Below are 12,548 nucleotides of genomic sequence, written 5' to 3'. Positions count from 1 at the left end.
ATAGTACAAGCTGGATATTAATATATAAATTTTACCTCAGAAAGTTTAAGGAGAAATAACATGGCCTCATACGAGATCGAGTTTTCTGCAAAAGAGTTGGTCTATTTTCTATTCAGGAGGAAGAAATGCCCTATTTGTAAACAAAAACTAGAGCGTACAAAAAAAACAACTCCAGGAGAAAACGAAGTAAGTAGTTTAGAGCTTGGGAAAAAATATGTTGGACCTTCTAATAAGGTTGAAATATATTACTCGTGCGAAAAATGCAACAAACTGTTTACTTTGACTGATCTTAGTAATAGTAAGTGACGTTACAAACAAAGGAGGTGACTTTTTATTGGAAAAGTTGCTACCGATAGGTTCTGTGGTTCGGTTAAGAAACGGTGAAAAGAGGATAATGATATACGGGAGATACCAAAAGAAAGTAAATAGCGAACTAGTATTTGATTATATTGCATGTTTATATCCGGAAGGTAATATGAATCCCAACCAAGCATTTTTATTTGACCATGATTTAATAGAAGAAATTTATTTTAGGGGTTTTCAGGATATAGAGGAATTATCCTATAATCAGATGCTACAGGATTATCGAGAAAGAGTAGATGACTCGAATTAGATTTTTTAAACTCCATTTTTTGGAAAATGAAATCACCCACCTAAAGGGGGGGATTATGTGAGTACATCAACCAAGCTGGCAGGGTACGGAAATATTCAGATTGTGTCGCCATACGAGATACATTGCCTTAGTACTCTTCGGGTTGAAAAGAAAGTGAACGAGCATGCTCGGATGTGGCTTACAGCGATTATTCCCGAAGAGAAGAAAGATAGTTGCGTAGATATGGCTAACGATACGGACACGATTGAGATTCGTGAGTTATCTGATGAGGGAGACGTTATTCGAACCTTGTTCCATGGGGTACTCTCCGATATAGCGGTTAAGGTTGTTAGGGGCGTCTATCATTTGGAGATGGAGGCGGTCTCCCATTCGTATCGTCTTGATCTAAAGCCGAAAACGCGCTCCTTTCAGAATCATAAAATGCGGTACGAGGAATTGGTTCAACATATTCTGTCCGATTACCCTGGCTCCGACTTTATTGATTTGACATTCGACAATGCGCCGCTGGATCAATTTACGGTTCAGTATGAGGAAACCGACTGGCAATTCCTCAAACGGATGGTTTCCCGATTCGGGACGGCTCTTATTCCGGAGGCGGCAGCCGATTCCCCGAAGCTCTGGGTCGGTTTGCCTGAGGGCAAACCCGATTCTCTCCGCAATACGAACTATCAGGTGCTTCGATCGCATAATAATTTTGGGCAGAAAGAAGAAGGCGTCACTAGTTACTTGATTGTAACGAAACGTTATTACAATCTTGGAGATCGAATTCTATTCAAGAACAAACCACTGATTGTTATCGGTTCTACATCTCTGTTACATGAAGGTATGCTCACCCATGAATACATTTTACAAGCCGAAGCAGATAGCCGTTGGCGACCGATATGGAACGAGTCTATTCAAGGCGCATCCCTTGCAGGAAAAGTAATAGACGCCGCGAAAGATAAAGTCAAGCTCCATTTGAATATAGACGATGTGCAGAGAAAAGAGGATGCATGCTGGTTTTCTTATTCTTCTCCCTATATGGCAGAAGGAAAGACAGGCCTATATTGTATGCCGCAGATTGGCGACTCTGTCCAGCTGTATATCCCGAACCCTCGGGAGGAAGAAGCCTTTGTCCGCTCCTCTCTTCGTGAAGGGGGGAATTCTCCGAAGCTGGGCAACCCTGGTGTGAAATATTGGGGCAATCCCCTCGGGAAGGAAATTAAGTTCAGCGGCAATGAGCTAAGGATGACGGCTCAGGAGAACCATGTTTTTGTGAAGCTGCATGACAACGAAGGCATTGAGCTTCATAGCAAGGACGCTATCGTTCTCCACGCGGACAGAGAAATAGCGCTAGAGGCCGGTAGGTTAGATATACGGGGCAAAGAGGCAGTCTATCTCTTGAGCGGATCGAGCAGTATTGTGTTGGATGGGGATACAGATATAAAGGGAGCGAGGCTTCGAATAGAAGGGCTAACGAAAGCACCTGTCCAAGTTAATACGGAACCTGTGCGAAGCGACTCCCAGTCTGCTGACCGGGCTTTGAAAGGATCAACGTCAAATAATTTATCAGGTCAGAAGCTGGATGTTGCTCAACTTGCTCTCAATATGGCTGGTATGGTACCCGTTGTCGGTCCAGTTGTTACTACGGTGACTAAAGGAAGCGAGAAAACCGCTGGAAAATATGAATCGGCGGCACTTTCCGTGGCTGGAAGTGTTCCATTTGCTGGGTGGACGGGTGTAGGCGTAAAGGCAGCCCAAACGGTGCTTCAGGCAGCTAAGGGTGCTACTGGTAATACCGAAGGGAGCCTAGGGCAAAACTCTAGCTTTATTTTAGGAAAAGTAAATACATCTGCACGTAAGCTGCAAAGCAATCATTCAAGAGAAGAAGTTATTGAGCGGTTGAAGAAACAAATGCAGCATAAGATAGTTCGGCATGACTTTGCAGGTATCCCTATTTATGTACGTTCAAGAGCTGATGCAAAACCAACTACGATGGATAAGATCTTGGATATTGGCGATGGATTAACCATCGGGGGAGATCAAGCTATTTCATCTTTCCAGAACTTGTTGGTAGAAATGGGGAGTGATCCTATTGGGGTTACTTCTCAAATGATAAACGACAAAGTCACAGGAATATTGAAATTTGCCAATAATCCGGTTGAGTCAGTGTTAGCTGTAGCATCGAATATCAAGTCCACTGCAACCCATATAAGCCAACTTTACAAAGATGGGAACACAAAAGAATTAGCGAGTATAGTGGGAAATGAAGTTGCCTCAAGTATCCTAAGTAAGGGCTTTAGTAAAGGACTCAACGTTAAGAACGGAAAGAGTAGTTCTTTTAAAGAAGGGAAGTATGCAGATAGTAAGGGGGAGCGTACTAAGGGGGCGGGTAAGATTGAAGGAATGCCCCCTATTGTTCAATCGAGAATAAACTTAAGAAATGGAACTGCCGAGGAAGGGGCAGGGTTTAATCATGTACTAGATAGGCATTTTAACCCTTCAAAGAATGCTTCCCAATTCTCAATTACACCTGACGAACTAAAGGGCGTTCTTCAAAGTAAAGAAGTTGTAAGCACTCCAGTTTCAAGAGTTTTATACTCAGACATAAAGTTAGCAGATGGGACAATTGAAAAACAGGCTAGATATGTGAGGGAAGTTACATTAGACTCAAACATAGGCATTGACAAGTTTAGTGGTTCTCCTACAAATATTATGACGGTATTAACCGATAAGTATGGGAATCTAGTTACTGCTACACCAGGGGTGATAAAATGAAACTGATCGGAAGCAAACAGGAACAGGATTTCAGAAAGGAGTTAGAAGGTTCAAATATAGTTTCGGCTCAGGACGCTAAAGCAGAAGCAATATTGAATGTGTTAAGAACTACTTTTGGAGAAGTAAAAAGTGCATATATTTTGAATTGGACACCTGAACAAGGCGAGGATATATTCACTATTTTAGTTGACCTTGATAAAATTGCTAAAGTTGAAATTAGCAGAGTCAATCATGCGGAAGTTCCTTTAATTGAAACTTATAATCTGAAGGATTTCCAAAGACGTTTGAGTAAAATATTCCAAATTAAATTAGCCGTGGCGATTGATTTAGCGAAAACGGAACATCAAAAGGGTTAAATACTGTATAAAAACCTTGATTGGCTTCATGCCTTTCAAGGTTTCTTTTTTTGGAGGAGGTGGGTGACGAATGAATCCATCATCCAACCAATAACAAATATAACCTATGTAATACCCGTATGAAGATTTCACCACTTTATTTGTACGCACATCAGATGCTTAAGAAGTGTAACCCAAATAACGCTATTCCGTTACATTGAACAGGTCGATTATGGTTAGATACCACCATGATTGACCTGTTTTTTGTTATCTTCGCTTTCTTGCGTTTTTTTCAAAATTTATCGCAACTGTAGAATACTCCGCCCCGATAGGGAGGATGAAAAGGTAATGCATCTTTTAAGTTGGATAGCACGACCATTAATGGTAGGGGCGGCTAAATCAATTAATTTGATTTTGTCCGCAACAGAACGGTACATTATAGCGATTGTTACTCCGAAGAAGGAAATCTGGTGACGACCAGTTTACATAAAGAGTAGGTCATGTGGTAAGGCTAGCCACCCACTCCCACCTTTCTATAATACAAGCGGCAAATCAGTCAAAAGTTTTGCCCGTGGGGGAACGCATGAATAATGTACGGCTTTCAATAGACAAAGTTGCTATTGAATATCATGGAGTGACAGTGAACTTCTACAATCAACTCGCACTATCATTTCGGGATTGGTTTGATATAAAGCCCGTCATCCGTCATAGAGGGTATGTTTACCATTGGAATTTGGGAATGGATGAGGCTTACCTGTACTTGCGGTATCAACCGTGGTGGCAGAAGAAATCAAGGAAGTACACGCTTCAAATTGAAACTCACCCTAATTATTTGGTGAAGTTTCGGACGTTGCTTGATGCACTATACGGGCATTCTCAAGAAGTTTACTTCAACCGTTGCGAGTTGGCATATGATTTTCCGTACTCGATGAACAATGTGTTTCTTGCTTCCAACACGGGGCGGAACATGAATGTTTATGAAGGAACTCGCTATTTCGGCAGGAAAGAAGAAAGCAAAGGTCATGCCTTCTGTCGAAATTATGATAAAAAAGCCGAACGGCTAAGTAAGGGAGTGGAAGAAGTGGGGGAGCGAACGAGAGTGGAACTGGTGTACAAGCCCGACGAAAAAATACCGATTGAGAGCATCATCCAGTATCCGCCCAAGTTCAATGACTACTATACGTGTAGCATTATTGCTGACTTGCAAACTGTTCGGGCAGAGAAAAGAGCGATGATACTGGCTTTACAGCATGGCTTAATGACTCCCGATGAACTGACCAAGCATCATCGAGCATCGATAAAAGAGATAATGTCTTCACAGCAAGCAGTTGATTTCGATGCACTCGCCGCTCAACATTGGGTCGATTTAATGACCGTGACCTGTGCTTTGGTTTGTGGCAAGATTAGTCATCTTCCAGTACGAGAAGTTCGTTCAGGTTGATGTTTAAGGTCTTACAGATAACATCGAAGGTACTCAAATGTACCCTGTCAACTTCATTGGAACATAGATGGCTAATGGTATTCGGTCTTAGTCCTGTTAACCTTGCCAATTCACGCTGAGACATATTACGTTCAGCTAGAATCTCTTTGAGTTTTACGACTACTGGCAAAATGACACCAACTTCCGAGCAGAGTTTACTACTCTAATTATACGCTTTCCTGAACCTTATGGAAATGATGATTGTATCGCTTAGTCGGTATATAATTACATTGTATCTACTAAGCGTTACAATAATTCAGATTTCTGTAACGGTGGGGGGAATCAGCATGAATGTCATCGGTTACGTCCGAGTATCAACGAGTGGGCAAGCCAAGGATGGTTATAGTCTAGCGTACCAACAAGATGAAATCCGCTCCTATTGTCAGGAGCAAGGATGGAATCTAATGAACATATACAGCGATGAAGGAATCAGTGGGGCTAAGGTAAATGAGGAAGACCTTGAGGTGGACAGAATCGGCTTTCAGAGCATGTTAGCCGCCCTGTCTACACAATCCATTGATGCTGTTGTTGTCCTCAATACAAGCCGTTTATGGCGGTCTGACATCGTGAAAGTGTTGGTACATCGAGAATTTAAGAAGCATGGAGTCGATGTTCGGAGCATCGAACAACCAACCTACAGCATTCATAAGAAAGACCCGAACGATTTCCTAATCAACGGACTGATGGAACTGCTAGACCAGTACCAACGTCTCGAAATCGCCCTCAAGTTAGGTCGGGGGCGGAGCAAGAAAGCCCAACAGGGCGGTTATGCAGGTGGTAGAGCCACATTCGGCTATAAGGCAAAGAAAGGTCAGAAGTGCATAAGTAGACCTTTTTCATCAGTAGAGAGTAGGTCGTACAATACAACCAACAGACCATCCACTAAACAATTCAAACACTTGATAAACTTTCAAAAGCTCTTTCCAACTTGAACTATGAGTAGGAATGGGCTTTTTTTGCATGTTCAAAATCAAAGGAGGACGAAACGAATGGCAAAACGTGAACAGGTAGTGGCAGAAGAGTTGGAAATATAGCAACTAGCACAGGAAGCAGAAAACAAGTGAGGTCTATTGCCTAGGCTCGAGCAGCATAACGGAAGTAAGGGACTTCCTTTCTCACGTAGAAATTAATATTTTTCCTTATTTTATGAAATGATGCAGGGGATATGCCGATATATGAAAAAACGGGTGCATCCAAAATTAAAGGAGAACGCAACGATGACTTCCTATGAGATAGAATTTTCGGCTAAAGAGCTGTCTTACTTTCTTTTCAGGGAAAAAAGATGTCCGAGCTGTGAAGAATTGCTGCAGCGTGCAGAGCTTGGCAAGGGGTATGTCGGGTCAGCCAACAAGCTTGGCATCTATTACAGATGCAGCACGTGCAATGAAACTTACTCCTTGACTGATCTCAGTGAAAAAGGAAAGACCGATACGAATAGGGGATGATAACATGGCCGATACTTTTCTACAATATCAGATAAAACGGTGCAATCGAAATTTTCTAGTAAGCAATCTAATCCTGATGGTTGTCGTTATCCTCGTGTGCAGCGGCTCTTTTCGAACCATCCATAATTACATGAACGGGCCGTTCGAGGTGGAAGGAGAACAACTGCTGTCCATCGTTGATCCCGAGGAAATATATCAATTCCATGTTCGTTTCCAGGCCGACACGATAGTTGAGCCGATTGCGGAGCAAGTGGAATGGATGACCGCTTTTCAGGGGATGGTGCGAAGCGATGAGAAGGCAGTATACGAGTATTCTTTGGGTCAGTTGAAAAATCGTTTTGTCATAATCAGACACCATGTTGATGAGCGAATCGATGGCATGCTGGAGGGAGCGTTATTCCGCGTCCCGGCAGGTGTCTATGGAATCGCCAATGAGTTGGTAGGCGGAGAGCGGCAGGTACTGCCCTTTATGCTGGATATGACAGGCGCATTGCAGGAAAGGGCGAAGCAGATTTTCTATACCGTGATTCCTGTTTTCCTGTTTGCCGCGTTCAACATGATAAGGGCGCTGTACAGAATGATGGACAGGGAGCGACACCCCATTTACAAGAAGCTTCGCACATTCGGCAATGCCGATGAGGCAGTCCTCAGCATTAATCAAGAGATGAGCGACGAAGTGATTCGAGTGAAGAATTACTACGTTACCCCGTCCTGGATTATGCGCCAAAATTGGTTTACGCTGAAAATAGCGAGAAATTATTTCGAACCGGATGAGGTTTATGATTTGGATAAAGTGTTCTAGGTCTTGAAAAAATTCATGGATGGAGTCATTCGAAGCCGGAGCGCGGCAATCGCCCAGCCCGCACCCTTCCCAGGCAGCCGGCATACACTGGCCTCGACAAAAGCGTAAGGGAGGTCAACCATGCCTGCCGTATCCATGTACAGAAAATGCGTTCAATGCCTGAATAAGCAGGTCAGCATTAGAGCGAAGAATGGCAATGTCTATGTCGGGAAAATCGTGAAGGTGGATAAAAAAAGGGTCTACCTCAAGGTGAATTCTGTGAAGCATGCGAAGAAAATGCACACCTCCTTTGCCCCGTTCATTTTGCCGCTCGTCCTGTTCGATTTGCTGGCCATCGTGCTGCTGGAGAGAAGACGCCGCATTCCGAGAAGAAGACGTTTATAAGAATGTCCCGCCCTCATACCATGAGGGTATTTTTTTGCGCTGCGGCTTCATAGGCTAGAATACAAAATGATCGCTCCCACACGATATTTATGATATATTTCCTAGTTAATATTTCCTATAATAAAGATGTGGCTGTATTTTTTGTATTTGGGAGGTTTCGTTGCAAGCCTCTATACATATAACCGATAGAATGTAACCGATAGAATGGACAGATAGATTCAGCGGGGGGAGAAGGTATATGGCAATCATTGATGTGATCAAATATGACGGTCCGCCGGATGTATTCGCGTGGAAGCATCCGAATCAGGAGCTGGGGACGTGGACGCAGCTTATCGTCAATGAATCGCAGGAAGTGATTCTCTATAAAGGCGGACAGGCGATGGATCGGTTCACCGCCGGCCGGCATACGTTAAGTACAGCGAATATACCGATTATCAATACTATCGTGAATTTGCCGTTCGGCGGCAAGTCGCCGTTCGCGGCAGAGGTATGGTTCGTCAACAAGCTTCATTCTCTCAATATCAAATGGGGGACACGGGCGCCGCTCCAGCTCCAGGATCCGAAATATCAGATGTTCGTGCTGGTGCGCTCCTACGGCCAATTCGGCATTCAGATCGATGACGCCCGCAAGTTCCTGGGGAAGCTCGTCGGCACGATGCCTGTGTTCAGTCAGGACGCGTTAAGCGAATATTTCCGCGGCGTGCTGATGATGAATATTCATGAATTGATTTCGTCTTATTTTGTTCATCGGAAAATCAGCATTCTGGAAATTAACGCATACATATCAGACATTTCCAAGCATATCCATGAACGCGTAGCGCCCGTCTTTGAGGAATATGGCATCCGGCTGTTGAACTTCACGGTCGATTCCGTCAATACGCCGGAGGATGATCCGGCCACGCAGCGTCTGCGGGAAGCGCTCACGAAGCGGGCGGAGATGGATATTATCGGGTTCACGTATCAGCAGGAGCGCACCTTCGATACGCTCGAGCAAGCCGCGAAGAACGAGGGCGGCACCCATTCGGATCTGATGGGCGCGGGGATTGGCCTCAGCATGGGCTATGGCGTCGGCGGCGCCATCGGCGGCACGATGACGCGGCTGGCCGACGACCTGCAGGCTGTGCCGGCCCGGCAGAAAACATGCCCAAAGTGTGATCGCCGCAATCCGGACGACGCCGCGTTCTGCACGGCATGCGGCACGGCATTTGCCGCCTCCGGCGAAGCCGCTCCCCCGGAAGAAGTCCGGTGCAGCGCCTGCAACCGTTCGATGTCCCGGCGGTCCAAGTTCTGTCCGCATTGCGGCGACCCGTACAATCCGTGCCCTCACTGCGGGGCAGACAATCAGCCTGGGCAAGCCCAATGCGCGAAGTGCGGGCAAGATATGCCGGTTCCTTGCCGCCACTGCGGGGAGAATGTGCAGCCCGGGGTCAAGTTCTGCCCGCATTGCGGCCAGGAGCTCGCGCTCACCTGCGGCCAATGCGGCCACGAAGTGCAGCCGGGACAGAAATTTTGCGCAGAATGCGGCAATAAGCTGACATAGGGGGATGACGGATGAGACAGCTTACATCATACAAAGGGATTACGACGACGATTTTCGCTATCATCCTTATCGTTACGCTCTCGCTGTTCTTCTCGTTCAGTGAGACCGACACCCGCGATGCCTCCTGGTGGCTGTCGTTAGGCGCCCTCGTGCTGGCGGAGGTCATCAGCTACGGATTTGTGTTCCACATGATCGAGAGCGGCCACGAATTCAAGGCGTCCTTCCCGGCCTATATGGGGCTGGCAGCGGTCATCACCATTTATGATGCCGTCGTTTTGCTGGATATCGTGCTATTTTGGCTTATTTTCGAAATTCCGTTCAAAGTCTATTTATTCATTCACATATTGACCTTGGCGGCGATGCTGATCGTCGGCTTGCTTCTTGGCATGGCTAAAATATTTATTCGCAGCCGGGAAGCGGACGAGCAGATTCGCATCCAGTCGATGAAGCAGCTCTATATCCTTCTAAATGGGGCGCGAATGGAGCTGGAAAGCTGCCAGCATGCGGACCGCGACACGCTGCGGGAATTGCTGTACAGTCTGGAGGAGCAGTTGAAATATAGCGATCCGATCTCGCATCCGGCCCTGGTGTTGGAAGAAGCCGAACTGATGGAGAAGGTACGGCAGCTCGACAACGGGGTGCGATCATTCGTGCGCGAACGGCCGACGCTGCATTCTTCTGACGAGCTTCGTCAACTGATGCTGGATATCGCGAAGCTTCTGCGGCTCCGCAACGAGCGCATGACGGTGATGAAGTAGGAGGGGGAGCGCCATGTCCAGGGAAAGACGAAGCCTGTGGCTCAGCGCAGCCGGGGTTGCTTTTATGTTTTTCATTTGTCCTCCTACGGGAATTGCGTTGGGTATCCTTCGCGGCAAATATGATGACAAGAGTATTCGGGGCAAAAGTCGGGGATTACGCATTGCGGGAGGGATTTCGATTGCCATATTTGTTCTTATGGTCTATGGACAATTGTTCCAGAATCCGAATCCACCACCCTACTCTCAAGTGATACTCCTAGCTGGTATCCTGTACTTGTTGCCCGGGTTGTCCATGATACGCGCCGGTAACAGAGTCATCAAGTCAGTCGAAAAGGAGGCTCCAGTTCGGCGGATGAAGTGGGAAGAACTGAAAGCCATACCAGCGGCGCATCGTCCATGGATGTTCCTGAAACGATGGTTCCGTTTTGGCAATGTGCTGCGGGTTATCGGTTTGATATTCCTTATCTTTTTCGGGTTGGTTGTGCTAGTTCTTGCCTTATCAAAACAGGAAAATGAATTGGAAATTCTGATCATCTTTTTCTTCCTGTTCTGCCTGCCGGGCACGCTTATGTACTGGGCGGGCCCGAGGCTGAACCGCAAGGAGGATCAAGCCCAACCGGTACCGAACGGATTCAGCGGGAAAGGGAAGGAAAGCCCATCGCAAACGGGCAGGAATACCGATCAAGAATGGAAAAAGTACAGCCGGGAGCCCATCCCGAAGCGGCCGGCCTCTAGCTATACCACGTCTGCAGCCATGGAGACGGCAAGCGCCCAGTCTCCGCCTTCGCCTCCGCGGAGGATGATCTGTCCGGGCTGCGGCGCCCAGAACACCGTCCCGGCCCACTCAAGCGTCGCTTGCGAATACTGCGGCTCTACCCTTACCAACCTGTAAATATCAAGGAAACAAGGCTGCCCGCCCAAGCAGAATGCCTGCTTGAGCGGCGCAGCCTTGCGCTGATCGGGGATTACTTCAAATAATCCGGCTCGCTTACTTGATCGATGAACAGGATGCCGTCGAACTGCTGCGCCGGAACGCTGCTGACCGGCATGACGCCGTCATAGTAGGAGATGTTCGGCTGCGTCATCCACGAATTGCCCGGCGCGCGCTTCGCATAGCGCAGGTCGACAAAGGCGAACGGATGCCCTGCCCCTTTCATCACTTCCTCGACCGAATGCGGCATTGGAGGAAGCACGTCGGAAGCGCCTCCGGCGACATGCGCATTGCGGCCGCCGCCCATATACAAGCCGATTACGTAGCTTTGATCCTTGAATTCGGTCTTCTGCATCCATTCGCCCATATGGACGCGTGGCAGCGAATTCATCTCTTGCGAGTATGCTTTGGCAATATGGCCGTTATGGGCCCAGACGATAATCTTCTCGTTCGGATAGACATGGGTGGCAAGCCAGCTCAGGTTGTCGGCCATCATCCGATCGCGGTATTCCGAGGATTTGATCACCGACATGTAGTCCATCGATTTTCCGTTCAGGAACGCGGAGGAATGAATCGAAATCTCCATATACTCCTCGACGACTTGAATCCGGTTGTCCAGGGCCCGCTCCATCAGCTTGACGATATGCGGATTGTCCGGATACTGCCGCTGCAGCTCCTCGGCGCGCTTCGGCAGCAGCGCCCGCACCTGCTGGTACACCTTCAGCAGCTTCGGCTTCGCCTTGCGGTAACCTTCCGGATCTTCGGTCATTTCCCACTCATCCAGCTCTTGTTCCGCTTCCCGGAATTGCTTGGCCAGCTTGGCATCGCCCATCCACTCGCCCGTGAACAGCGCTCCCTGCGGCTGCATATCGAAGCCCGCCAGCGCCAGCGGCGTCTTCGTGTTTTGCGCATCCTTGATGTATTGGAAAAGCGGTACGGTCTCTTGCGCCTGCCAGACGCGGAAGATCGAATCCTTCATCGTCGCGACCGGCTCCCGGGCGCGAATATGGCCGTACGCGGAGGCGGCATTGCCGAGATTCGTCTCGAAGGCGACGACGTTGAAGCCCAGCTCTTGATGCAAATATTGAATCAGCCGCGTCTTGGCCGAATTGTATTCCGCCGCGCCATGGGAGCTCTCGCCCAGGTAGACGATGCGCTTGTCTTCCAGCAGCGGCTTCAGCGCGTCCAGATCGGCGAAGCGTTCGGCAGGAATCCGGGCCTGCGGGGCTGCCTCCGGCTGGATGGAATCGAGCGCGATGGCGTGCTCCTTCATCCACTGCTTCCAATCCTGACGGGCCTCCGTGCTCGTACGGGCCCGATCCGGGGCCGCCGCCGTGCCGGCTGAGGCCTGCGCTCCCGCCTGGCCCTCTCCTGGCGTGCTTCCCCCTGCGGCTTGCCCGTGCGCCGTCGCTCCGAAGGAGAGCAGCGTGCCGAAGGCAATCACGGAGGCGAGGAGCACAGCGGCTCCCTTGCGTGTCCAATCCGATATCGTCATAGTCAAGG

The 12,548-nt window shown here is 48.1% G+C and carries 14 protein-coding genes; 12 read left to right on the top strand and 2 right to left on the bottom strand.

Features of this window, described 5'->3' with window-relative positions:
* Positions 1-60 precede the first annotated feature (60 nt).
* The 5 genes from L6439_RS26765 (at position 61) to L6439_RS26745 (ending at position 5,146) form a co-directional block, all read left to right on the top strand.
* Entirely contained in the window at positions 61-306 is a 246-nt protein-coding gene (locus tag L6439_RS26765) for a hypothetical protein (protein ID WP_168181331.1), read from the top strand.
* A 28-nt stretch (positions 307-334) separates the two neighbouring features.
* A complete protein-coding gene (locus tag L6439_RS26760; RefSeq protein WP_168181332.1) occupies positions 335-613 on the top strand; it encodes a DUF4176 domain-containing protein in 279 nt (92 codons plus the stop codon).
* A gap of 57 nt (positions 614-670) precedes the next feature.
* Complete coding sequence (locus L6439_RS26755; RefSeq protein WP_213469798.1) at positions 671-3,370, top strand: contractile injection system protein, VgrG/Pvc8 family; 2,700 nt, start codon at positions 671-673, stop codon at positions 3,368-3,370.
* Entirely contained in the window at positions 3,367-3,726 is a 360-nt protein-coding gene (locus L6439_RS26750) for a hypothetical protein (RefSeq protein ID WP_168182331.1), read from the top strand. Before L6439_RS26755 ends, L6439_RS26750 begins: the two co-directional genes overlap by 4 nt.
* Before the next feature lie 562 nt (positions 3,727-4,288).
* A complete protein-coding gene (locus L6439_RS26745) occupies positions 4,289-5,146 on the top strand; it encodes a replication initiation factor family protein (protein ID WP_213469799.1) in 858 nt (285 codons plus the stop codon).
* Here L6439_RS26745 and L6439_RS26740 read toward each other — a convergent pair.
* Positions 5,109-5,315 (bottom strand): helix-turn-helix domain-containing protein, encoded by a 207-nt coding sequence (locus L6439_RS26740; protein WP_168182334.1) that lies wholly within the window; start codon positions 5,313-5,315, stop codon positions 5,109-5,111. The genes L6439_RS26745 and L6439_RS26740 overlap by 38 nt on opposite strands.
* A gap of 157 nt (positions 5,316-5,472) precedes the next feature.
* On the opposite strand from L6439_RS26740, the gene L6439_RS26735 reads away from it, so the two are divergent.
* From L6439_RS26735 to L6439_RS26705, 7 genes are all read left to right on the top strand, one after another.
* Positions 5,473-6,117 (top strand): recombinase family protein, encoded by a 645-nt coding sequence (locus L6439_RS26735; protein WP_213469800.1) that lies wholly within the window; start codon positions 5,473-5,475, stop codon positions 6,115-6,117.
* Between the two features lie 243 nt (positions 6,118-6,360).
* Complete coding sequence (locus tag L6439_RS26730; protein WP_213469801.1) at positions 6,361-6,630, top strand: hypothetical protein; 270 nt, start codon at positions 6,361-6,363, stop codon at positions 6,628-6,630.
* Between the two features lie 4 nt (positions 6,631-6,634).
* Entirely contained in the window at positions 6,635-7,432 is a 798-nt protein-coding gene (locus L6439_RS26725; RefSeq protein ID WP_213469802.1) for a hypothetical protein, read from the top strand.
* Between the two features lie 120 nt (positions 7,433-7,552).
* Positions 7,553-7,816: a hypothetical protein gene (locus tag L6439_RS26720; RefSeq protein ID WP_213469803.1), complete on the top strand. Its 264-nt coding sequence runs from the start codon at positions 7,553-7,555 to the stop codon at positions 7,814-7,816.
* A gap of 238 nt (positions 7,817-8,054) precedes the next feature.
* Positions 8,055-9,356 (top strand): SPFH domain-containing protein, encoded by a 1,302-nt coding sequence (locus L6439_RS26715; RefSeq protein ID WP_168182339.1) that lies wholly within the window; start codon positions 8,055-8,057, stop codon positions 9,354-9,356.
* An 11-nt stretch (positions 9,357-9,367) separates the two neighbouring features.
* On the top strand, positions 9,368-10,114 hold the full coding sequence (locus L6439_RS26710) for a hypothetical protein (protein WP_168182340.1): 747 nt from the start codon (positions 9,368-9,370) through the stop codon (positions 10,112-10,114).
* Positions 10,115-10,127: 13 nt separating this feature from the next.
* The gene (locus L6439_RS26705) at positions 10,128-11,006 is read left to right on the top strand and encodes a hypothetical protein (RefSeq protein WP_213469804.1); all 879 of its coding nucleotides are present in this window, start codon (positions 10,128-10,130) and stop codon (positions 11,004-11,006) included.
* A gap of 73 nt (positions 11,007-11,079) precedes the next feature.
* Here L6439_RS26705 and L6439_RS26700 read toward each other — a convergent pair whose 3' ends face one another.
* Entirely contained in the window at positions 11,080-12,540 is a 1,461-nt protein-coding gene (locus L6439_RS26700; RefSeq protein ID WP_237096968.1) for an erythromycin esterase family protein, read from the bottom strand.
* Between the last annotated feature and the right edge of the window lie 8 nt (positions 12,541-12,548).

This window comes from Paenibacillus dendritiformis, from assembly GCF_021654795.1.
Taxonomy (GTDB): domain Bacteria; phylum Bacillota; class Bacilli; order Paenibacillales; family Paenibacillaceae; genus Paenibacillus_B.
Note: the sequence above shows the minus strand (reverse complement) of the source record. Positions and strands in the feature narration are given on the sequence as shown.

Bases quoted from the DNA above. Each gene is read 5' to 3' on its own strand.
- L6439_RS26765 (WP_168181331.1), top strand. From the start codon at position 61: ATGGCCTCATACGAGATCGAGTTTTCTGCAAAAGAGTTGGTCTATTTT.
- L6439_RS26725 (WP_213469802.1), top strand. From the start codon at position 6,635: ATGGCCGATACTTTTCTACAATATCAGATAAAACGGTGCAATCGAAAT.
- L6439_RS26720 (WP_213469803.1), top strand. From the start codon at position 7,553: ATGCCTGCCGTATCCATGTACAGAAAATGCGTTCAATGCCTGAATAAG.
- L6439_RS26745 (WP_213469799.1), top strand. From the start codon at position 4,289: ATGAATAATGTACGGCTTTCAATAGACAAAGTTGCTATTGAATATCAT.
- L6439_RS26715 (WP_168182339.1), top strand. From the start codon at position 8,055: ATGGCAATCATTGATGTGATCAAATATGACGGTCCGCCGGATGTATTC.
- L6439_RS26735 (WP_213469800.1), top strand. From the start codon at position 5,473: ATGAATGTCATCGGTTACGTCCGAGTATCAACGAGTGGGCAAGCCAAG.
- L6439_RS26710 (WP_168182340.1), top strand. From the start codon at position 9,368: ATGAGACAGCTTACATCATACAAAGGGATTACGACGACGATTTTCGCT.
- L6439_RS26730 (WP_213469801.1), top strand. From the start codon at position 6,361: ATGAAAAAACGGGTGCATCCAAAATTAAAGGAGAACGCAACGATGACT.
- L6439_RS26750 (WP_168182331.1), top strand. From the start codon at position 3,367: ATGAAACTGATCGGAAGCAAACAGGAACAGGATTTCAGAAAGGAGTTA.
- L6439_RS26705 (WP_213469804.1), top strand. From the start codon at position 10,128: ATGTCCAGGGAAAGACGAAGCCTGTGGCTCAGCGCAGCCGGGGTTGCT.
- L6439_RS26700 (WP_237096968.1), bottom strand. From the start codon at position 12,540: ATGACGATATCGGATTGGACACGCAAGGGAGCCGCTGTGCTCCTCGCC.